Origin of the sequence: Burkholderia sp. ABCPW 11 (assembly GCF_001523445.1) — a bacterium.
Lineage (GTDB): Bacteria > Pseudomonadota > Gammaproteobacteria > Burkholderiales > Burkholderiaceae > Burkholderia.
The window spans coordinates 71,633-91,722 of sequence record NZ_LOVM01000008.1 but is presented as its reverse complement, the minus strand read 5'-3'; the positions used below and the strand labels follow the sequence as shown (position 1 = coordinate 91,722).

The following is a 20,090-nucleotide window of genomic DNA, read 5'->3' as shown; positions in this document are numbered from 1 at the left end:
GCCGGCGGGCCGCGACGGGTCATGTCGGATGAGGGCGCGGCGCGCTCAGTCCCACTTCGGCGCGAGGCCGGCCGGGTCGACTTCGCGACCGTTGCGTTCGAGCGCGGCGATCTGCGCCATGTCTTCGTCGGTCAGGCGCAGCGTCTGCGCGAGCAGGTTGCTCGCGAGGTTCTCGCGCCTGGTCGACGAAGGAATCACCGAGTAGCCGAGCTGCAGCGCCCATGCGAGTGCGACTTGCGCCGGCGTCGCGTCGTGGCGCTGCGCGATTGCGCCGAGCACCGGATCGCCGAGCACGTTGCCGTACGCGAGCGTCATGTACGACGTCACGTGGATGCCTTCGGCGTTCAGGAACTCGACCAGCTTGCGGTTCTGCAGGTACGGGCTCAGCTCGATCTGGTTCGTCGCGATCGCGTCCTTGCCGACGGCCGCGATCGCTTCCTTCGTCAGTTCGATGTTGAAGTTCGAGATGCCGATCCGGCGCGTGAGGCCCTTCGCCTTCGCGTCGGCCAGCGCGGTCATGAACGCGTCGATCGACACGCCGTTGCCCGGCGCCGGCCAATGGATCAGCGTCAGGTCGACGTAGTCGGTGCGCAGCTTGCGCAGGCTTTCCTCGAGGCTGGCCGCCAGCTTGTCCGGCGCGTAGTTGTCGACCCAGATCTTCGTCGTGAGAAACAGGTCTTCGCGGCGCACGCCCGACGCGGCGATCGCTTCGCCGACTTCGGCTTCGTTGCCGTAGATCTGCGCGGTGTCGATCGCGCGGTAGCCGACTTCGAGGCCGTTGCGCACCGAGTCGATGACCACGTGGCCTTGCAGGCGGAACGTACCGAGGCCGAAGGCGGGAATCTTGCTCATCTGTGCTCCTGAAAGAGGGGGAACGATTGCGGTATCGGAATCATTCTGGCGCTTGAAACTGATGAAATAAACGCCTTTAGATATCGAAAATATTTGATTTGAAATCAAATATTGGTTGGCGCTTCGCCTATGGGAAGATGCTCGTCGGCCTTATGCGGCACGCGTCTGCGGATTCGTTTGCGGATGGAATGCGGGCAGCACGTCCGCCGCGATCTCGGCCATCGTTTCGTCGAGCGGCCGCCGGTTGCGGCGGAAATGCAGGCCGATGTGCTGCACGCCCGCGTCGCGCATCGCCGCGAGTTCCTCCGTCAGCGCGACGCGTCCCGCGCGGGCGCCGAAGCGATGCCGCTGCAGCGGCGCGTGCGGATCTTCCGCGAGGTCGAGATGGATGAAGCTCACGTACGGCTTGTCGCCGGCCACCGCACGCCAGCTCGCGGCGCGCTGCAGATGATCGGCGGGCGTGCCCGGATACGCGAGGCAGCCGTCCATGTGCTCGCCGATCCACGCGGGCGTCTGCTGCGCGAGGCCCGCGACGAGCAGCGGCACCGGCGAACGGGCCGCGGGAAGCACGTCCAGGCCGGGCGGCAGATGCCCGCGCGCGCCGTCGCGCAGCAGCGCGACCTGGTCGCGGAAGGTCGCGCCGCGCGTGGCGAAGTCGCGGCCGAACAGCGGATATTCGACCGGCCGGTCGCCGCTCGCGACGCCGAGCAGCAGGCGCCCGCCGCTCAATTCCTGGATCGTCGCCGCCGATTTCAGCGTCAGCAGCGGTTCGCGCAGCGGCAGCACGACGGCCGCGGTGCCGAGCAGGATGTCGCGCGTGATCCCGGCGAGGTAACCGAGATACGAGAACGTCTCGAACACCTGCGCGGCGTCGCCGAACGACGGGTCGTACACCGGCACGTCGCGCACCCAGAGCGCGCGGAAGCCGAGCGTGTCGGCCAGTTGCGCGAGCTCCGCGTGGATCTCCATATCGGGCACGCCGGGGCGGCGGCCGTCATGCTGGCGCTTCGCGTCGCCGGCCGGCGACCAGTCGTTGTCGATCGGCAGTTCGATGCCGATGCTGAAGCCGCCGTCTGCGAGCTTGTCGAGCGACGTGGACATGATGGCGCCTCCGTTCAGACCGCGCGCAGGCTGCCGTCGAGCCGGTAGAAATCGAGCGACGACGCGGTGAAGAACGAGCGCGACGTGCCGGCGGCGAAATCGTCGATATGCACGACGGTGGCGCGATCGGCTTCCTGCCACGAGATCGCGTAGGTCTCGCCGGCGACGCGCTGCCACGTGTATTCGACTTCGCCCTTCGCGCCTGCGTACGGGCCTTCGGTGATCTCGTAGCGCATGTGACGGCCGTCTTCGTCGTATGCGTTGAGCGCGGTGAGGCCGTCGTAACGGACTTCGAAAGTCTTGCCGGCGAACGGCGGGCGTGAGGTCGATGCGTTCATGCTGGTGGCTCCTGTAAAAAAGTGGCGTTCAATGGGCGAGTTCGATGGGGCCGGCCGTGCGCTCGGGCAGCCCGTGGCGGCGGTCGAGACGGCCGCTCAGCGCGGTGAGTGCGAATGCGCCGAGCGTGACGACGGCGGCGATCCACGGCGTGTGGCCGAGGCCGACGTTCGCGACGATCAGGCCGCCGAGCGACGAGCCGCCGGCCACGCCGAGGTTGAAGGCGGCGATGTTGAAGCCCGATGCGACGTCGGTGGCGTCCGGCGCGAAGTGGCGTGCCTGCTTGACGACGTACACCTGCAGCCCCGGCACGTTGCCGAACGCCACGGCGCCCCACGCGAGCATCGTCAGGACCGCGAGCCATTTCGCGTGGATCGTGAAGGTCAACGCGAGCAGCACGATCGCGAGCAGCAGGAAGATCCGCTTGAGCGCCTTCACGGGGCCGACGGCGTCCGCGAGCTTGCCGCCCCACACGTTGCCGACCGCGACCGATACGCCGTAGCCGACGAGCACGAGGCTGACCTGCGACGGCGTGAAGCGGGCGATCCGTTCGAGCAGCGGCGCCATATAGGTGAACGCGATCAGCGAGCCGCCATAACCGACGGCCGTCATCGCATAGACGAGCAGCAGGCGCGGCTGGGCCAGCACGCGCAACTGGCGGGCGAGGGGCGCCGGCGGCGTCTGCGGCAGCCCGCGCGGCACGAATGCGACCGCGCCGACGAACGCGACGAGGCCGAACAGCGCGACGATCAGGAACGTCGCACGCCAGCCGAAGTGCTGGCCGATGAAGGTGCCGAGCGGAATGCCGGCGACGAACGCGACGGTCATGCCGCTGAACATCGTCGCGATCGCGCTGGCGGCCTTGTCCTTCGGCACGAGCGTGGTCGCGATGATCGAGCCGACCGAGAAGAACACGCCATGCGCGAGGCCGGTGAGGACGCGCGCGACGATCAGCGATTCGTAGCCGGGCGCCTGCCACGCGACGAGGTTGCCGACGGTGAAGAGCGCCATCAGCCCGGCGAGCAGCGCCTTGCGCGGCACGCGGCCGGTGAGCGCGGTGAGCAGTGGCGCGCCGATCGCGACGCTCAGCGCATACAGGCTGACGAGCAGGCCGGCGGACGGCAGGCTGACGCCGAGGTCCGCACCGATCGTCGGGATCAGCCCGACGATCACGAATTCGGTGGTGCCGATGGCAAAGGCGCTGATGGTCAACGCAAGCAACGCGAGTGGCATGACAGGATCCGGGTTTCAGTAGGAATGGATCGCAGTGTGCCGGCTTTACTTTTGCTGAAAAACTGGTCTATAAACCAAATTGTTTTGATTTCAAATCAACAATGAAGACCACCCTCGACGAACTCCAGGCCTTTATCGCCGTGGTCGACACCGGTTCGATCACGGCCGCCGCCCAGCACCTCGACCTCACCGTGTCGGCGACGAGCCGCACGCTCGCGCGGCTCGAGGAGAAGCTGAAGACCACACTGCTGCGCCGGACCACGCGGCGGCTCGAACTGACCGAGGAAGGGCGCGCATTCCTGCAGGACGCGCGCGCGATCATCGAATCGGTCGAGAGTGCGGAAGAGCAGATGCTCGCGCGGCGCGAGATGCCATCCGGACGCCTGCGCGTCGACGCCGCGACGCCGTTCATGCTGCACGTGATCGTGCCGCTCGTGCGCGGCTACCGCGAACGCTTTCCGAAGGTCGAGTTGGAATTGAACAGCAACGAGGGCATCACCGACCTGCTGGAGCGGCGCACCGACGTCGCGATCCGGATCGGCCGGTTGAAGGATTCGACGCTGCACAGCCGGCGCATCGGCAACAGCCGGGTGCGCATGCTCGCGAGCCCCGCCTACATCGAAGCGCACGGCCAGCCACGCAAGGTCGAGGATCTCGCGAAGCACACGCTGCTCGGCTTCACGCAGCCCGAATCGCTGAACGTATGGCCGATTCTCGGCACGGACGGCGAGCCTTACCGCATCGAGCCCGACGTCTGGTCGTCGAGCGGCGAGACGCTGCGGCAGCTCGCGCTGGAGGGCACGGGCGTCGTGTGCCTGTCGGATTTCGTGACCGCGCAGGATCGCGAGGCCGGGCGGCTCGTGCAGGTGCTCGCGCGGCAGACGCTCGAGGTCGAGCAGCCGATCAACGCGGTGTATTACCGGAACACCGCGATCTCGTCGCGGATCGCGTCGTTCGTCGATTACATGATCGAGATGCTCGGCGCCGGCAGCGGGCGCGATGCGCCGGCTCGGCGCAAGGCCACGTGGCTGCTGTCGCCGTAGCGACGCGGCGCAGGCGGCGCGGCCCCGGCCGGCAACGGGCGTGCCGCGCGGCGGCACGCCGTCGGGCTGCGCTTACGCCTCTTCGGCCCACGACATCCCGTCGCGCGCGAGCAGCGCCGACGAGGCCGCGGGCCCGAACGTGCCGGCCGTGTACAGGCGCGGCCGGTCGCCGAGCTGCTTCCAGCCGTCGAGGATCGGCTCGACCCACGACCACGCCGCTTCGAGTTCGTCGCGGCGCATGAAGTGCGTGAGGCGGCCGCGGATCACGTCGATCAGCAGCCGTTCGTACGCTTCCGCGCGCCGCTCCGGGATCGCCTGCTGCAGGTCGAGGTTCAGGCTCACCGGCACCATGTTCATCCCGCTACCCGGCTCCTTCGCGAGCATCTGCAACTGGATCGACTCTTCCGGCTGAAGCTGGATCACGAGGCGGTTGCTGTAGTGCCGCGGGCCGGTCGGGATGATCGAGAACGGCATGTCCGCGAACTCGATCACGATTTCCGACTGGCGGCGCTGCAGCCGCTTGCCGGTGCGCAGGAAGAACGGCACGTTCGCCCAGCGCCAGTTGTTGATGTACGCGCGCAGCGCGACGAAGGTTTCCGCGCGGCTGTCCGCCGGCACGTTGTCTTCCTCGAGATAGCCCTTGACCGGCTGGCCGTCGACCGCGCCGGCCGTGTACTGGCCGCGCACCGTGTCGCGCGCGACGTCCGACAGCGACATCGGCCGCAGCGAGCGCAGCACCTTCAGCTTCTCGTCGCGCACCGCGTCCGGGTCGAGCGACACGGGCGGCTCCATCGCGACGATGCACAGCAGTTGCAGCAGGTGGTTCTGCACCATGTCGCGCAGCGCGCCGGTGTGGTCGTAGAAGCCCGCGCGACTGCCGACGCCGACCGTTTCCGCGACCGTGATCTGCACGCTGCGGATGCTCGGCGCCTGCCACAGCGGCCCGAAGATCGGGTTGCCGAAGCGCAGCACCATCAGGTTCTGCACGGTTTCCTTGCCGAGGTAATGGTCGATCCGGTAGATCTGCGATTCCTCGAAGTGCTTGCCGACCGCGTCGTTGATCGCCTTCGCGGACGCGAGATCGTGGCCCAGCGGCTTTTCGAGGACGACGCGCGAATGCGCGTCGACGAGGTGCGCGGCCGACAGGTTGTCGCAGATCGTCGTGAACAGCTCCGGCGACGTCGACAGGTAGAACACGCGGATCGCGTCGCTACGTGCCGCTTCGGCGAGCCGCCGGTAGTCGTCCGGCGCGTTCACGTCGATCAGCACGTACTTGAACAGGTCGAGGAAGCGGCTCCACGCGTCGGCGTCGAACGCCTTCTCGTCGATGAACGGGCGCGACTGCTCGTCCATGAACTTGCGGTAGCCGTCGATGCCCCAGTCGCGGCGGCCGACGGCGATGATGCGCGTCTCGGGCGGAAGATTGCAGTGCAGGTGCGCCATGTACAGCGCGGGCAACAGCTTGCGGGCGGCGAGGTCGCCGCCGCCGCCGAAGATGATCATGTCGACGGGCCGGTCGGCCGCGGTCTGGGAAGGCTGATTCGTCATGGGAGGTTCGCGGTTTGAAACGGTGAACGTGAAACGAACGTCGAGGGCATCGGGCGCCGGATGGCCGGCGCCGGTACGGCAAAACGCTAATAGTGCACCGTTTTGATGGATTGCGTATGCGTTCCCCCGGATGTAACCGGGCTTGCATTCTCGACGTCGGGTTGATTATGATTGAGCGCTCACTCATTAAAGGAATCGAACGTGGCCCGACCGCGCAGTCCCGACAAGCACGAAGCCATCCTCGCCGCGGCCGCGCGCGCGCTCGCCGAGGACGGCGCAACCGCGACGACCGCACGCATCGCGCGGCTCGCCGGCGTGGCGGAAGGCACGGTGTTCACGTACTTCGAGACCAAGGATGCGTTGCTGAACGCACTGTATCTGAGCCTGAAGGCCGACTTGCGCGAAGCGATGATGGCCGGGTTTCCGGAGCGCGCGCCGGCCGAGCAGGCCGTGCGGCATGCGTGGAACGGCTATGTGTCGTGGGGCATCGCGAATCCGGACGGCCGGCGCGCGCTGCAGCAACTGGGCGTGAGCGGGCGCATCGACCACGCGCATCGCGCGGCCGGCGCGGAAGGCTTCGGCGCGATCGGCACGCTGCTGCGCGAGCAGGTCGCCGCGTCGGGCGCGCTGAACCGGGACGAAGCGCATGCGTTCTGCTCGGCGTTGTTTACGTCGATCGCGGAAACCGCGATGGAGTCCATCGCACGCGATCCGACGCGGGCCGATGCCTACCGGGAAGCGGGGTTTCGCGCGTTGTGGGCCGTGTTGCGCGCGGTGTGAGTCGAGGATCGCCGTCGTGGCGTCGCGTGCTGCGACGACCGGCAGAGCGTTTCAGGGAGGGCGATGCAGTCCGCAAGGGCTGCTACGTCGCCCATATTAATGAGTGAGTAATCATTCATTTTCGTCGTTTCATCACGATCAAGGAGCGGAAAATGTCGAAAGTCTGGTTGGTAACGGGGGCTGCACGCGGCCTGGGGCGAGCGATTTCGGAAGCGGTGCTGGCAGCCGGCGACCGGCTGGTGGCCGGCGCGCGCGATCCGGCGCGACTGGCCGATCTGGCCGAGCGTCATGGCGACCGGCTGCTGCCGGTCGAACTCGACGTCACCGACGAAGCGGCAGCCGCGCAAGCCGTCGCCGCGGCACGCGCCGCGTTCGGGCGCATCGACGTGCTGGTGAACAACGCGGGCTACGGCCACACGGCGCCGTTCGAGCAGACGGGCGCCGACGTCTTTCGCGACCAGATCGAAACGAACCTGTTCGGCGTGATCAACCTGACGCGCGCGGTGTTGCCGACGATGCGTGCGCAGCGCGCGGGGCACATCTTCCAGGTGTCGTCGGTCGGCGGGCGGACGTCGACGCCGGGATTGTCCGCGTACCAGGCTGCGAAGTGGGCGGTCGGCGGGTTCAGCGACGTGCTCGCGAAGGAAGTCGCGCCGTTCGGCGTGCGCGTGTGCACGCTCGAACCGGGCGGGATGCGTACCGAATGGGCCGCGCGGGCGAAGCGCGGGATCGACGATCTGCTGCCGGACTATCGGCCGTCGGTCGGAAAGATTCTCGACCTGCTCGGCGCGTATGGCGGCCACGAGGTCGGCGATCTCGCCCGGATCGCGGCGCTGATCGTCGAGCTGTCCCGTCGCGACGACGTGCCGATGCGCCTGCTCCTCGGCGGCGATGCGCTGTTCGTCTGCGAGCAGGCGGAGCGGCAGCGCGCGGAAGAGGCGGCGCGGTGGCGCGATGCGACGCTGTCCACGCAGTTTCCGGATGCGACGCTGCCGGACGGGCTGCAAGCGTTGAAGCAGGTCGAGTAGGGGCGAGGCGGCCGCGGCGTCGGCGGCGGCGGCGGGTGTGCCGCGCCGCCGTTGCGCCGGGGCGCGCGGCGGCCGATCGAAGACGGACGCGTGCACGTCAGGATCGCCAGGCAGTCGCCGCGGCCATCGACGCAGCGCCCGCTTCCTGTCACTCGCCGAAGCAAGTCGCGCACGAGAGGGTGAGCTTGACGAGGCCGCCGCGTTGCGCGCCTATCCGGGAGACCTTGTCTTTTACACGAATGTCCGGACTGTCCTTCGATGGTATCGGCGGGCGTAGATGCGCTTCGCGACTATCTCAGAGAATCGAGCGGTAGGTGCCGCCCTCGACGCGCACCGCGGCGCCATTGGATGCCGCGCCCAAAGGACTGGCCAGCAACGCCACCATCGCGGCAATCTCGTCGGCCTCGATCATGCGGGCAATCAGCGAGCTTGGACGATACGTGTCGAAGAAGTGCGATTCGATTTCCGCATCGGTCATATCGGGCCGTGGCGCGGTTTGCCGAAGATAGGCGACGATGCCTTCGGATCGCGTGGCGGATGGCAGTACGCTGTTGACGGTCACGCCGGTTCCCTTCGTCAGTTCGGCCATTCCGCGCGAGACCGCGAGTTGAGCCGATTTGCTGACACCGTAGTGCACCATGTCCGACGGTGTGAATGCGCCGACTTCGCTGGACATGAAGATCACACGCCCCCAGTTCTTCGCAAGCATGCGAGGAAAGTAATGACGTGACAGCCTGACACCCGACATCACGTTGACGTCGATCATTTTCAGCCAGTCGTCATCGGTGATCTCCGCGAACGGCTTCGCTTCGTAGTAGCCGAGATTGTTCACGAGAATATCCGTGTCCGGCTGGACATCGATCAGTTCCGCGACACCTCGGTCGTTGCTCACGTCGGCGACGATGCCGCGGACGTTGCCACGCTGCGCGCTAGCGGAAAGCTCGGCCACGGCCGGGTCGAGCTTGTCACGTTGCCGCCCGGTGATCGTGACCGCGACGCCTTCCGCGGCCAACGTTCGCGCGATCGCCATGCCGATGCCGGCAGTGGCGCCGGTGACGATCGCGGTTTTTCCTTCAAGTTGCAGATCCACGGTTTGCTTCTCCTTGACTCATCGAGGAACCGGCATTGCCGGTCGATTGCACGGCTTGCTTGAGCCGCTTCAGCATTTCGCCGGCGACGTCCAGCGCCGACGCCGGATTCTGTCCGGTGATCAATTCGCGGTCGGTCACCACGTGCGCGGTAAACGGCACCTCGTTACTGCTATAAATGCCGCCCGCGCGTTGCAATGCAGTCTGCGGATAGAACTTCATCGCGCCGCCGCCGAGCAGCCCTTTGGCTTGCTCTTCTTCCGCGTTGCTGATCACCGTCATCCGGTAACCGGCGTAGATCCATTTCGTGTCGCCGTCGCCTGCGTTTCCCGCCGCGAGCTTTCGTGCAAAGCCGGGCGCATCGGGCAGGGTCGACAGCAGCGCGATCGGGCCATGGCAAACGAGCGCCGTGGTCTTGCCGCGCGCGTGAAAGTCGGCCAGCAATCTGCCCACGGCGGGGCTGGTCGACAGGTCCTGCATCGGCGCATGGCCGCCGGGAACATAGACGGCGTCGAAGTGCCCGTAACCGATCTGCTCCACCCGAGCCAGGCTGATCACCGGCGAATGCTCGCGCGACGTGATATGTAGCCGGTCGAGCAAGGCCCGGTAGTCGCGCATCGCGTGGTCGTCGCCGCCGAAGTACATCTTGTCGGCCGACGTGACGTCCAGCGTCGGCGCCTTGCCCTGCGGCGTGGCGAAGGTCACCTGATGGCCGGCATCGAGCAGCGCCTTCACGGGCTGCATCAGCTCGTTCAGGTAGAAGCCCGTCGCGAAAACCTTGTCATCCTTCAGGTCGAGGTGATCGGAATCCGACAACACCACGAGCACGTTGGCCGCGTGAGCGCCGTATGCGGCCATGCCGAGCAGTGCCGCCACGGCGAGCTTGCGCATCGAATACATCGTTTTCTCCATCGGGAAGTTTCAGGCTTGTCGTGAACGGGTGAGCAACAGATGACGCATCGCGGCGCCTACGCCGGAAGCCGACTGCGGGTTCTGGCCAGTCACGAGCCGTCCGTCGACGACGACCTTCGCGGTCCAGTTCGGCGCGGGATCGTGAAGTGCGCCACGCTGCTTCAAGGTGCTCGCGAGCAGGAAGGGGACGACGCGATCGAGCTGGACCGCCCGTTCTTCTTCGTCCGTGAATGCGCTCAGATTCTTGCCGGCGACGAGATATGTCCCGTCGTCGAGCTTCACGTCGACCAATGCGGCCGGGCCGTGACAGACGGCGCCGACCACGCCACCCGCTTCGTGGACCGTGCGCGTCACCTTTTCCACGTCGGCATTGCCGGGAAAATCCCACATTGCGCCATGACCGCCGGCAAAGAAGACCGCCGCATATTTCGACGCGTCGACGTCGCCGAGCCGCTGCGTGTGGCGCAGCGCGTCGCGGAAAGCCGCATCGCGCCAATACCGGGCGTTGATTTCGTCGTCGAGATCGAGCCCGTCGACCGGCGGTTCGCCGCCCTGAATGGACGCGAATTCGACGGGAATGCCGGCGGCGTCCAGTTCGGCCAGCGGATGCGTCACTTCGCCGAGATAGAAACCGGTCGGCTCGCCGGTCGAGCCTTTCTTCGCGTGGCTCGTGAGTACGAATAGAACCGACAGATCCTGCCGGTCGCGATGTTGGCCATTCATGCTGTGCTCCTGGATTTCAATGGGTGACTCGGCGATGCAGTCACGACGCACGCACTTTATTTGGCTCGCCAGCGGAGATAAACTCGCGCGAAAGTAAATCTTTTGTTCTTCGGAGGACAAGATGGCGCGCAAATTCGACCATCTCGGTGACGTGGAAGCGTTCGTGACGGTGGTCGAAAAAGGCTCGATGACGGCCGGCGCGGTGGCATTGGGCAGCACGCCGTCCGTGTTGAGCCGGGCCATCACCCGTCTGGAAGCCCGGCTGGGCACGCAGTTGCTGCGTCGTTCCACGCGGCGGTTGAGCCTGACGGAGCACGGCAGGCTCTATCTGGAACAATCGCGCGCGGCGTTTTTGCTGATCGATGACGCCGAGCGGGCCATTCAGGGGCACGGCGGTACCTTGACCGGCCATGTCCGGCTGAGCGTACCGACGACGTACGGGCACTATCGTCTGCCGCCGCTGCTTCGACGGTTCACGCGGGAACACCCGCACGTTCGCGTGGAGTTGAACATCGCGAACCGGAACGTGGATCTCGTGGCCGAAGGTTTCGACCTGGCGATTCGTCTGGGCGAATTACCGGACAGCGGTCTGGTCGCGCACAAGCTCGAGGATGCGGCGCTGTGCCTTGTCGCGTCGCCCGAGTACGTCGCCCACGCCGGCACGCCCGCAAACGTGGCCGACCTGGAGCACCATCTTTGTTTGCCGTTCATGCTGCCCAGCAGCGGCCGTATCGCGCCCTGGGTATTCCGTGACGGCGATCGGGACATCGATTGGCTGCCGGCTTCGAACGTCGCGGTGTCCGACGATGTGCTCGGTGTCGTGTCGATGGCGCAGAGTGGCGGCGGTATCTGCCAGACCTACGACTTCATCGTTGAGGATCGGATCCGGGCCGGAAATCTCGTCGAAGTGTTACCCCATCTGCGCGGGCGCACACGGCCGTTTTCGGTCGTCTACGCGCCGCATCGCCGCCTGTCGGCCGCGTCCCGCAATTTGATCGACATGTTGGTCACCTCGGCGGCCGAGGCTTGAAGCGATTGCGATACATCCTTCGCCGTGGCACGCGATGAAAGGGCGGCGCCACTTGCCGGGTCGGGCTTCCCGGTCAGGGTGGAAAGCCGTTTTCGACTGGGTGTACGGGCTATCCATCGTGAGCCTGAATCCCTATCCGATCGAAAGCTACACCGGACCGACGCCCCCGTATTAACCCTGATTAAAAAACCTTATCGCGGTGAAAAATTCCGCATCTTATTGCGCGGATATCGGCTCGCTATAGTGGCTCGCTTTCCCGCACGCATCCCCCGCGTGCGCAGACGAACGGCAGGAGCCCCTTGATGACCACCGCTACCCGATTCACCGAAGTCGAGGATCTGATGCCCGCCGCAGGCGGGCTGCGCGAGATCCGTCACCACATCCATCACCATCCCGAACTCGCGTACGAAGAGCACGACACGGCCGCGCTCGTCGCGGACAAGCTCGAGCAATGGGGCTGGCAGGTGACGCGCGGGGTCGGCAAGACGGGCGTCGTCGGTACGCTGCGGGTGGGCGACGGCGCGCGCAGCATCGGCATTCGCGCCGACATGGATGCGCTGCCGATCGTCGAGGCGACCGGCCTGCCGTATGCGAGCGGCACGCACGGCAAGATGCACGCATGCGGCCACGACGGCCACACGACGATGCTGCTCGGCGCCGCGCAGCATCTCGCGAAGACGCGCAACTTCTCGGGCACCGTGCACCTGTATTTCCAGCCGGCGGAAGAGCACGGCGTCGACAGTGGCGCGAAGAAGATGATCGACGACGGCCTGTTCGAGCGTTTCCCGTGCGACGCCGTGTTCGGCATGCACAACCATCCGGGCGCGGCGCCCGGCGTCTTCCTCACGCGGCGCGGCCCGTTCATGTCGGCGGGCGACAAGGCGATCGTCACGATCGAAGGCGTCGGCGGCCACGCGGCGCGGCCGCATCTGACCGTCGACCCGGTGGTGGTCGCGGCGAGCATCGTGATGGCGCTGCAGACGATCGTCGCGCGCAACGTCGACCCGTCGCAGCCGGCGGTGGTCACGGTCGGCTCGATGCACGCGGGCACCGCGAACAACGTGATTCCGAACGGCGCGCGCCTCGAACTCAGCGTGCGTTCGTTCAGCCCCGAGGTGCGCGCGCTGCTCAAGCGCCGCATCATCGAGCTGGCCGAAACGCAGGCCGCGAGCTACGGCGCGACCGCGAACGTCGAATACATCGAAGGCTATCCGGTCGTCGTCAATACGGATGCCGAAACGGATTTCGCCGCGCAGGTCGCGCGCGAACTCGTCGGGGATGCGCACGTGGTCGAGCAGGCCGACCTGCTGATGGGCAGCGAGGATTTCGCATTCATGCTGCAGCAGCGGCCTGGCTCGTTCGTGCGGCTCGGCAACGGCGAAGGCGAGGACGGCTGCATGGTGCACAACCCGAAATACGACTTCAACGATCGCAACCTGCCGATCGGCGCCGCGTTCTGGACGCGCCTCGTCGAGCGTTACCTCGGGCAGTGATTGCAACGGCGGCGCGCAGCCGGCGCTTCCGGCCGCATTGAGAGGAGAGGAGAGCGATGCAGAAAGACCATCTCGCGCTGCACCCCGCGTCGCCGGGCGCCGCCGAAGCCGGGGCGCCCGGCGCGCCTGCCGTCACGCGGCGCGGCGCGATCGCCGCGGCCGTGATCGGCAACTGGCTGGAATTCTTCGATTTCACCGTGTACGGCTTCTTCGCGGTGCTGATCGGCAAGCTGTTCTTCCCGTCGAGCGACCCGACCACGTCGCTGCTGCTGTCGGTCGCGACGTTCGCCGCCGGCTTCTTCACGCGGCCGCTCGGCAGCGTCGTGCTGGGCGTCTACGCCGACCGCAAGGGGCGCAAGGCCGCGCTGAACCTGACGATCATGCTGATGGCGCTCGGCACCGGCCTGATCGCGATCGCGCCGACCTATGCGCAGGTGGGCGTGGCCGCGCCGCTGCTCGTGGTGTTCGCGCGGTTGCTGCAGGGCTTCTCGCAAGGCGGCGAATTCGGCGCGGCGACGTCGACGCTGCTCGAACAGGGCGGCACGTCGCGTCGCGGGTTCCGCGCGAGCTGGCAGCTCGCGACGCAAGGCGGCGCCGCGCTGATGGGCTCGGGGTTCGCGGCGCTGCTGTCGAACACGATGACGAAGGACGCGCTGGAAGGCTGGGGCTGGCGGCTGCCGTTCCTCGTCGGCGTGCTGATCGCGCCGGTCGGGATGTTTTTGCGTCGCCGGCTCGCGGACGACGCGCCCGGCGACCGCCATCACGGCATCGAGCGCGGCGTGCTGCACGAGCTGTTCTCGAAGCACGCGCGCACGGTGCTGCTGCTGATGCTCACGGTGATGGGCGGCACGGTGTCGACCTACATCCTGACGTTCTACATGCCGACCTACGCGATCCACACGCTCGGCCTGCCGATGAAGCTGTCGATGTTCGTCGGCGTCGCGTCGGGCTGCGTGATGCTGGTTACGTGCCCGCTGTTCGGCTGGCTGTCGGACAAGCTCGGCAGCCGGCGCCTGCCGATCTTCGTCGGCCGCGGCGTGCTGGTCGCGCTGCTGTTTCCGGCATTCTGGCTGATGAACCATCATCCGACGCTGTCGGTGATCCTGCCGCTGACCGCGCTGATGCTGCTGTTCTATTCGCTCGGCTCCGCATCGGAAATGGCGCTGATGTGCGAGTCGCTGCCGCGCCACGTGCGGGCGACGGGCATCTCGATCGCGTATGCGCTCGCGGTGACGATCTTCGGCGGCACCGCGCAGTTGATCGCGACCTGGCTCGTGAAGACGACCGGCAGCAAGCTCGCACCGGCGGGCTACGTGGCCGCGTGCGTGGTGCTGTCGCTGATCGCGGTCGCGATGCTGCGCGAGACCGCGCGCGAATCGCTGGACTGACGCGCGAGGCGTGATGGGGGCGGCGCGCGCGGCCGTATGCGCTTACCGCCCGCGCACCACCCTCAGATACGACGCGAGCATCGTCGCGAGTTCCTGCGCGGCCGGCGTCAGCGGTACGGCCGCGCGCTGCAGCAGGCAGACGTCCTGCGCTTCGGCCCGTTCGCGCACGGGCACCTTCACGAGCGCGCCGGCGAACGGCCCGTGCCGCGTGATCGCTTCGGTTTCGAGCGCGAGGGAATCGGTCTGCGTGACGATCTGCAGCGTCTCGAACATCCCTTCGACGGTCGCGAGGATCTTCGGCGGCGGCTGGCCGTGCGCGTCGAAGTACGCGAGCAGCCGGTTGACGACCGGGTCGGCGCTCAGGTTCGGCGAGCGCGTGGACACCCACGCGTGGTCGGCCAGCTCGGCGAGCGATCGCGCATGCATCGCCGGGTGCCCGTTGCGGCAGACGACCACCGGCGCCGACGTGCGCAGCGGCGTGACCGTGAGATCGGTCGTATCGGTCTGCTTCGCGACCAGCGCGATCGCGAAATCGACCGCGCTTTCGCGCAGCCAGCCGATCATCATCCGCGACGTGCCGGTGCGCAGGTGCACGTCCACCTTGTCGAAGCGCGAGCGGAACGCGGTCAGCACCGGCGCGAACGCGTCGATCAGCGGCTCGGTCACGAGGCCGAGCGTGACGGTGCCTTCGTAGGCGCCGCTCAACTGACGAATTTCCCGCTCGACCTGATCGCATTCGCCGAGGATCGAACCGGAGCGCGCGAGCAGCCGCTGGCCGACGGCCGTCGGCACGATCCCGCGATTGGTGCGTGTGAACAGCGTCGCGCCGAGCGTCGCCTCGAGGCCCTGCAGTTGCTGCGAGACGCCGCTTTGCGCGAGATCGAGCGCGCGTGCGGCCGCGCGCAGGCTGCCGTGCTCGACGACGGCCTGGAAGATGCGGAGCTGGGACAGCGTGAACGCCATGGGAAGCTGCGAGGCCGGTGATCGGAAATACCGATCATGATAAGTCAGCCGATGGTTCCGGCGGCAGCCGGCGGCCCCTACGATCGCAGGCAGTCCGGCGCATGCCGTTCGTCCCGCTACCTGCCCATCGTCGATCATGAAACGTCTCCTCGTCCCGCTCGTTTCCCTGTGCATTGGCCTGGCGGCCACGTCCGCGTTTGCGCTCGACGCGCACGTGGTGCGGCTCGGCATCGACCCGACCTATCCGCCGATGGATGCGAAAGCGCCCGACGGCAGCCTGAAAGGCTTCGACGTCGATCTCGGCAACGAGATCTGCCGCCGCGCGCAGTTGCGCTGCCAGTGGGTCGAACTCGAATTCTCCGGGATGATCCCCGCGTTGCAGGCGCGCAAGATCGACGCGATCCTGTCGTCGATGGCGATCACCGCGAAGCGCGAGAAACAGATCCTGTTCTCGTCGAAGCTGTTCCGCTTCAAGTCGCGGCTCGTCGCGCGGCCCGGCAGCGGGCTCGACGGCACGGCGGCGTCGCTGGCCGGCAAGCGCGTCGGCGTGCAGTCGGGCACGCAGTTCGAATCGTGGGCGCTCGCGCACTGGGCGCCGGCCGGCGTCGGCGTGGTGCCGTACAAGAGCCAGGACGACGTGTTCGCCGATCTCGTGAACGGCCGCCTCGACGCGGCGCTGCTCGGCACCGTGGAAGCCGACTATGGGTTCCTGCGCCAGCCGCGCGGCAAGGGCTTCGCGTTCGTCGGCGCGCCGCTCGACATGGGCGATCGCGGCGTCGGCATCGGCATGCGGCAGTCGGATACCGCGCTCAAGGCGTCGATCGACGGCGCGATCGCGTCGATGCTGAAGGACGGTACGTACGACCGGATCGCGAAGCAGTATTTCGATTTCAACCCGTACGGCGACTGAGCGCCGTGCAGGCCCGTCGTTCCGATTCCCCGTTTTCATCCGTTCGAGACCATCGATGCAGATTCGCACCACGCCGCTCCTGTCGCCGTCGATCGGCACGCAGCGCACGCTGACGAGCTTTCATTTCGGGCCGGCCGGCAGCGGCCGCAAGATCTACCTGCAGGCCGCGTTGCACGCGGACGAGACGCCGGCGATGCTCGCGGCGGTCGTGCTGAAGCAGCGCCTCGCGCAACTCGACGCCGCAGGCCGGCTCGCGGCCGAAGTCGTGCTCGTGCCGGTGTCGAACCCGGTCGGTCTCAATCATCATCTGCTCGGGCAGTTCATCGGCCGTTTCGACCTCGCGAGCGGCCGCAACTTCAATCGCGGCTTCCTGCCGCTCGCGGAGATCGCCGCGCGGGCGCGCGACCGGCTGGGCGGCGACGGCGCGCGCAATCGCGCGATCGTGCGCGAATGCGTCGGCGCGGCGCTCGACGACATCGCGCCGCGCACCGAATTCGATGCGCTGCAGCTTGCGCTGCTGAAGCTGTCGCACGACGCCGACGTCGTGATCGACCTGCATTGCTCGCTCGAAGCGGTGATGCACGTATACACGAGCGATACCGCGTGGCCGGACGTCGAGCCGCTCGCGCGTTATCTCGGTGCGGAGGTGTCGCTGCTCGCCGAGGATTCGGGCGGCCATGCGTTCGACGACGCGCATCACCTGCTGTGGTCGCGATTGCGCGCGCATTTGCCGGAGGGCACGCCGATGGCCGCCGGCACCGTGGCTGTGACCGTCGAGTGCCGCGGCCAGCGCGACGTGACGTACGACTATGCGCAACGCGACGCCGACGCGCTCGTCGACTATCTCGTGTGGTGCGGCGCGGTGCGCGGCGAACGTGCGCCGCTGCCGCCGCTGGCCGCGCCGGCCACGCCGCTTGCGGGCAGCGAGCAGTTTTACGCGCCGGTGAGCGGGATTCTCGTGCACCGTGCGGCGATCGGCGCGACGATCCGTGCGGGCGATCCGCTGTTCGACATCGTCGATCCGCTGACGGATGCGGTCACGACGATCTCGAGCGCGACCGATGGCGTGTTCTACATGCGGCGCGCGATCCGTTTCGTGACGGCCGGCGCGCCGCTCGGCCGCGTGACGGGCACGGTGCCGGTGCGAACGGGGATGTTGCTGGGCGCGTGAGCGGCGCCGGGTGCGCGCGGTGTCCGAAATGCGCCGTGCAATTTCGTTCTCGTCAAATTGACCGGGCGTTGCCGCGCTCCTAAATTGGGCGATGCGGAGCGCGCTCCGTGTTCCGTGAGAAGGACGTTGCAAACAGAGTCAGAGAGTTGAGCGGGCGGCGCATGCCGCCCGTCTTTTTATCCGCTTCGCGCCACGCGATCCCTCCATCCCCGTCTTGCCGGTTCGCCGGGCGAACGATCGCTCAGCCGCGCCGCGCCACCAGCTCCGATACCGTCTGCGCGGCCTGCTGCAGCGGCCCGAGAAACTCCTTCACCATCTGCTTCGCGGTATGCCGCTGTGCGTTGCCGCTGATGTTCATCGCGGCGATCACCTGCCCGCGCCGGTTGCGGATCGGCGCGGAGATCGACATCAAGCCCACCTCGAGTTCCTGGTCGACCACGGCCCAGCCTTGCTGGCGCACCTGCGCGATCGTCGCCTTGAGTTCGCCGATGTCGGTGATCGTGCGCGGCGTATGCGCGCGGATCCCGCTTTGCGCGAGCGTTTCGTCGAGCGTCGCGTCGTCGAGCGCGGACAGCAGCACGCGGCCCATCGACGTGCAATACGCAGGCAGCCGGCTGCCGATCGACAGGTTGATCGTCATGATCTTGCGGGTCGGCACGCGCAGCACGTAGACGATCTCGGTGCGGTCGAGCACCGCGGCCGAGCAGCTTTCGTGGATCTGCGCGGACAACTGCTCCATCACCGGATCGGCGAGATTCCAGAACGGCATCGACGTCAGGTACGCGAAGCCGAGCTCGAGGATCTTCGGCGTGAGCCGGAACAGCCGGCCGTCGGCCTCGACGTAGCCGAGCGTCTGCAGCGTGAGCAGGATCCGGCGCGCGCCCGCGCGCGTGAGGCCGGTGGCCGACGCGACCTCGGTGAGCGTCTGCTCCGGGCGCGCCGCGTCGAATGCGCGGATCACCGCGAGGCCGCGCGCGAACGACTGCACATAGGAGTCGCCGGGTTTCGTTTGAATATCGTCGGTTGTCATGAGCGCCTGGAATGTCGTGCAGCCGAGAAGATAGCGCAAGGGGCCCGACACGCCAACCGCACGGCGGACCGCGCCCTTGACAGGTCGTCCCTGCACTCCCTATGATGCGTTGAACGTTCGATACACGATCTTATGTTCGTATATAGAACATTTAAGCGCATCCCGGCGGGCAATGCAAGGGGGCGCCCCGTTCATTTCCCAGCCTTTCACGGGACCGGAGACACTGATGACCGAAGCTTTTCTGTGTGATGCGATCCGTACGCCGATCGGGCGTTACGGCGGTGCACTGTCCGGCGTGCGCGCCGACGATCTGGGCGCGGTGCCGCTCAAGGCGCTCGTCGAGCGCAACCGCGACGTCGACTGGACGGCGATCGACGACGTGATCTACGGCTGCGCGAACCAGGCCGGCGAGGACAACCGCAACGTCGCGCGCATGTCGGCGCTGCTGGCGGGCCTGCCGGAGGGCGTGCCCGGTTCGACGATCAACCGCCTGTGCGGCTCCGGAATGGATGCGGTCGGCGTGGCCGCGCGCGCGATCAAGTCGGGCGAAGCCGCGCTGATGGTGGCGGGCGGCGTCGAGAGCATGACGCGTGCGCCGTTCGTGATGGGCAAGGCCGCGAGCGCATTCGCGCGCCAGGCCGACATCTACGATACGACGATCGGCTGGCGTTTCGTCAATCCGCTGATGAAGCAGCTGTATGGCGTCGATTCGATGCCGGAGACGGCCGAGAACGTCGCAGTCGATTACCACGTCAGCCGCGCGGATCAGGACCTGTTCGCGCTGCGCAGCCAGCAGAAGGCCGCGCGTGCGCAGCAGGACGGTACGCTCGCAGAGGAAATCGTGTCGGTCACGATTGCGCAGAAGAAGGGCGATCCGGTGGTCGTGTCGCGTGACGAGCATCCGCGCGAAACGTCGCTCGAAGCGCTCGCGAAGCTGAAGGGCGTCGTGCGCCCGGACGGCTCGGTCACGGCCGGCAACGCGTCGGGCGTCAACGACGGCGCCGCCGCGCTGCTGCTGGCGAACGAGGCAACCGCGAAGCGCTTCGGCCTGACGCCGCGCGCCCGCGTGCTGGGGATCGCGACGGCCGGCGTCGCGCCGCGCGTGATGGGCATCGGCCCCGCGCCGGCCACGCAGAAGCTGCTCGCGCGGCTCGGGATGACGATCGACCAGTTCGACGTGATCGAGCTGAACGAAGCGTTCGCGTCGCAGGGTCTCGCGGTGCTGCGCATGCTCGGCGTCGCCGACGACGATCCGCGCGTGAACCCGAACGGCGGTGCGATCGCGCTCGGTCACCCGCTCGGCGCATCGGGTGCGCGCCTCGTGACGACAGCGATGTACCAGTTGCATCGCACGAACGGCCGCTTTGCGCTGTGCACGATGTGCATCGGCGTCGGTCAGGGCATCGCGATCGCGATCGAACGCGTCTGACCGGCGCGATGGGGTGAAGCGGCCGGATACGC

Annotated in this window: 19 protein-coding genes; 9 read left to right on the top strand and 10 right to left on the bottom strand. The window is 67.3% G+C overall.

Annotated elements, in window-relative coordinates:
- Window positions 1–45: 45 nt before the first annotated feature.
- The 4 genes from dkgB to WS61_RS04445 form a co-directional block, all read right to left on the bottom strand.
- Complete coding sequence (gene dkgB / locus WS61_RS04460; RefSeq protein WP_059499422.1) at window positions 46–852, bottom strand: 2,5-didehydrogluconate reductase DkgB; 807 nt, start codon at window positions 850–852, stop codon at window positions 46–48.
- 150 nt (window positions 853–1,002) lie between these two features.
- The gene (locus WS61_RS04455; RefSeq protein ID WP_059499421.1) at window positions 1,003–1,953 is read right to left on the bottom strand and encodes an LLM class oxidoreductase; all 951 of its coding nucleotides are present in this window, start codon (window positions 1,951–1,953) and stop codon (window positions 1,003–1,005) included.
- A 14-nt stretch (window positions 1,954–1,967) separates the two neighbouring features.
- The gene (locus WS61_RS04450) at window positions 1,968–2,291 is read right to left on the bottom strand and encodes a hypothetical protein (protein ID WP_059499420.1); all 324 of its coding nucleotides are present in this window, start codon (window positions 2,289–2,291) and stop codon (window positions 1,968–1,970) included.
- Window positions 2,292–2,319: 28 nt separating this feature from the next.
- Window positions 2,320–3,522 (bottom strand): MFS transporter, encoded by a 1,203-nt coding sequence (locus WS61_RS04445; RefSeq protein WP_059499419.1) that lies wholly within the window; start codon window positions 3,520–3,522, stop codon window positions 2,320–2,322.
- A gap of 101 nt (window positions 3,523–3,623) precedes the next feature.
- Between WS61_RS04445 and WS61_RS04440 the strand changes: the two genes are divergently transcribed.
- Complete coding sequence (locus tag WS61_RS04440) at window positions 3,624–4,565, top strand: LysR family transcriptional regulator (RefSeq protein WP_059499418.1); 942 nt, start codon at window positions 3,624–3,626, stop codon at window positions 4,563–4,565.
- Between the two features lie 72 nt (window positions 4,566–4,637).
- On the opposite strand, the gene zwf is transcribed toward WS61_RS04440, so the two are convergent.
- Window positions 4,638–6,113 carry a glucose-6-phosphate dehydrogenase gene (zwf, locus tag WS61_RS04435; RefSeq protein ID WP_059499417.1) on the bottom strand — a complete coding sequence of 492 codons (1,476 nt, stop codon included), beginning with the start codon at window positions 6,111–6,113 and terminating at the stop codon, window positions 4,638–4,640.
- A gap of 201 nt (window positions 6,114–6,314) precedes the next feature.
- On the opposite strand from zwf, the gene WS61_RS04430 reads away from it, so the two are divergent.
- On the top strand, window positions 6,315–6,893 hold the full coding sequence (locus WS61_RS04430; RefSeq protein ID WP_059499416.1) for a TetR/AcrR family transcriptional regulator: 579 nt from the start codon (window positions 6,315–6,317) through the stop codon (window positions 6,891–6,893).
- Between the two features lie 152 nt (window positions 6,894–7,045).
- A complete protein-coding gene (locus WS61_RS04425) occupies window positions 7,046–7,921 on the top strand; it encodes an SDR family NAD(P)-dependent oxidoreductase (protein ID WP_059499415.1) in 876 nt (291 codons plus the stop codon).
- 295 nt (window positions 7,922–8,216) lie between these two features.
- On the opposite strand, the gene WS61_RS04420 is transcribed toward WS61_RS04425, so the two are convergent.
- Genes WS61_RS04420 through WS61_RS04410 form a run of 3 tightly spaced genes read right to left on the bottom strand, consistent with a single transcriptional unit; the run spans window position 8,217 to window position 10,644 of the window.
- A complete protein-coding gene (locus tag WS61_RS04420) occupies window positions 8,217–9,011 on the bottom strand; it encodes an SDR family NAD(P)-dependent oxidoreductase (RefSeq protein ID WP_059499414.1) in 795 nt (264 codons plus the stop codon).
- Entirely contained in the window at window positions 8,995–9,921 is a 927-nt protein-coding gene (locus WS61_RS04415) for a type 1 glutamine amidotransferase domain-containing protein (RefSeq protein WP_257126951.1), read from the bottom strand. The genes WS61_RS04420 and WS61_RS04415 overlap by 17 nt, the downstream gene beginning before the upstream one ends.
- A gap of 9 nt (window positions 9,922–9,930) precedes the next feature.
- Window positions 9,931–10,644: a type 1 glutamine amidotransferase domain-containing protein gene (locus tag WS61_RS04410; RefSeq protein ID WP_059499413.1), complete on the bottom strand. Its 714-nt coding sequence runs from the start codon at window positions 10,642–10,644 to the stop codon at window positions 9,931–9,933.
- A gap of 121 nt (window positions 10,645–10,765) precedes the next feature.
- On the opposite strand from WS61_RS04410, the gene WS61_RS04405 reads away from it, so the two are divergent.
- The 3 genes from WS61_RS04405 (at window position 10,766) to WS61_RS04395 (ending at window position 14,555) form a co-directional block, all read left to right on the top strand.
- Window positions 10,766–11,674, top strand: a complete 909-nt coding sequence (locus WS61_RS04405; RefSeq protein WP_059499412.1) for a LysR family transcriptional regulator — start codon at window positions 10,766–10,768, stop codon at window positions 11,672–11,674.
- 302 nt (window positions 11,675–11,976) lie between these two features.
- Window positions 11,977–13,167, top strand: a complete 1,191-nt coding sequence (locus WS61_RS04400; protein WP_059499411.1) for a M20 aminoacylase family protein — start codon at window positions 11,977–11,979, stop codon at window positions 13,165–13,167.
- A gap of 56 nt (window positions 13,168–13,223) precedes the next feature.
- Window positions 13,224–14,555: an MFS transporter gene (locus WS61_RS04395; protein ID WP_059499410.1), complete on the top strand. Its 1,332-nt coding sequence runs from the start codon at window positions 13,224–13,226 to the stop codon at window positions 14,553–14,555.
- A gap of 42 nt (window positions 14,556–14,597) precedes the next feature.
- On the opposite strand, the gene WS61_RS04390 is transcribed toward WS61_RS04395, so the two are convergent.
- On the bottom strand, window positions 14,598–15,518 hold the full coding sequence (locus tag WS61_RS04390; RefSeq protein ID WP_059499409.1) for a LysR family transcriptional regulator: 921 nt from the start codon (window positions 15,516–15,518) through the stop codon (window positions 14,598–14,600).
- 136 nt (window positions 15,519–15,654) lie between these two features.
- Here WS61_RS04390 and WS61_RS04385 point away from each other — a divergent pair, with 136 nt between their 5' ends.
- Window positions 15,655–16,428: a transporter substrate-binding domain-containing protein gene (locus WS61_RS04385; protein ID WP_059499408.1), complete on the top strand. Its 774-nt coding sequence runs from the start codon at window positions 15,655–15,657 to the stop codon at window positions 16,426–16,428.
- A 55-nt stretch (window positions 16,429–16,483) separates the two neighbouring features.
- Window positions 16,484–17,599, top strand: coding sequence for a succinylglutamate desuccinylase/aspartoacylase family protein (locus WS61_RS04380; RefSeq protein ID WP_059499407.1), 1,116 nt, complete (start codon window positions 16,484–16,486; stop codon window positions 17,597–17,599).
- Between the two features lie 241 nt (window positions 17,600–17,840).
- Here the strand turns inward: WS61_RS04380 and WS61_RS04375 are convergent, their stop codons facing one another.
- Window positions 17,841–18,629, bottom strand: a complete 789-nt coding sequence (locus WS61_RS04375; protein ID WP_059499406.1) for an IclR family transcriptional regulator — start codon at window positions 18,627–18,629, stop codon at window positions 17,841–17,843.
- 226 nt (window positions 18,630–18,855) lie between these two features.
- On the opposite strand from WS61_RS04375, the gene pcaF reads away from it, so the two are divergent.
- A complete protein-coding gene (gene pcaF, locus WS61_RS04370) occupies window positions 18,856–20,058 on the top strand; it encodes a 3-oxoadipyl-CoA thiolase (protein ID WP_059499405.1) in 1,203 nt (400 codons plus the stop codon).
- Window positions 20,059–20,090 lie beyond the last annotated feature (32 nt).

What these genes read in the sequence shown, in the direction of transcription:
- dkgB (WP_059499422.1), bottom strand. Translation starts at nt 852, where the DNA reads ATGAGCAAGATTCCCGCCTTCGGCCTCGGTACGTTCCGCCTGCAAGGC.
- WS61_RS04455 (WP_059499421.1), bottom strand. Translation starts at nt 1,953, where the DNA reads ATGTCCACGTCGCTCGACAAGCTCGCAGACGGCGGCTTCAGCATCGGC.
- WS61_RS04450 (WP_059499420.1), bottom strand. Translation starts at nt 2,291, where the DNA reads ATGAACGCATCGACCTCACGCCCGCCGTTCGCCGGCAAGACTTTCGAA.
- WS61_RS04445 (WP_059499419.1), bottom strand. Translation starts at nt 3,522, where the DNA reads ATGCCACTCGCGTTGCTTGCGTTGACCATCAGCGCCTTTGCCATCGGC.
- WS61_RS04440 (WP_059499418.1), top strand. Translation starts at nt 3,624, where the DNA reads ATGAAGACCACCCTCGACGAACTCCAGGCCTTTATCGCCGTGGTCGAC.
- zwf (WP_059499417.1), bottom strand. Translation starts at nt 6,113, where the DNA reads ATGACGAATCAGCCTTCCCAGACCGCGGCCGACCGGCCCGTCGACATG.
- WS61_RS04425 (WP_059499415.1), top strand. Translation starts at nt 7,046, where the DNA reads ATGTCGAAAGTCTGGTTGGTAACGGGGGCTGCACGCGGCCTGGGGCGA.
- WS61_RS04415 (WP_257126951.1), bottom strand. Translation starts at nt 9,921, where the DNA reads ATGGAGAAAACGATGTATTCGATGCGCAAGCTCGCCGTGGCGGCACTG.
- WS61_RS04410 (WP_059499413.1), bottom strand. Translation starts at nt 10,644, where the DNA reads ATGAATGGCCAACATCGCGACCGGCAGGATCTGTCGGTTCTATTCGTA.
- WS61_RS04405 (WP_059499412.1), top strand. Translation starts at nt 10,766, where the DNA reads ATGGCGCGCAAATTCGACCATCTCGGTGACGTGGAAGCGTTCGTGACG.
- WS61_RS04400 (WP_059499411.1), top strand. Translation starts at nt 11,977, where the DNA reads ATGACCACCGCTACCCGATTCACCGAAGTCGAGGATCTGATGCCCGCC.
- WS61_RS04395 (WP_059499410.1), top strand. Translation starts at nt 13,224, where the DNA reads ATGCAGAAAGACCATCTCGCGCTGCACCCCGCGTCGCCGGGCGCCGCC.
- WS61_RS04390 (WP_059499409.1), bottom strand. Translation starts at nt 15,518, where the DNA reads ATGGCGTTCACGCTGTCCCAGCTCCGCATCTTCCAGGCCGTCGTCGAG.
- WS61_RS04385 (WP_059499408.1), top strand. Translation starts at nt 15,655, where the DNA reads ATGAAACGTCTCCTCGTCCCGCTCGTTTCCCTGTGCATTGGCCTGGCG.
- WS61_RS04380 (WP_059499407.1), top strand. Translation starts at nt 16,484, where the DNA reads ATGCAGATTCGCACCACGCCGCTCCTGTCGCCGTCGATCGGCACGCAG.
- WS61_RS04375 (WP_059499406.1), bottom strand. Translation starts at nt 18,629, where the DNA reads ATGACAACCGACGATATTCAAACGAAACCCGGCGACTCCTATGTGCAG.
- pcaF (WP_059499405.1), top strand. Translation starts at nt 18,856, where the DNA reads ATGACCGAAGCTTTTCTGTGTGATGCGATCCGTACGCCGATCGGGCGT.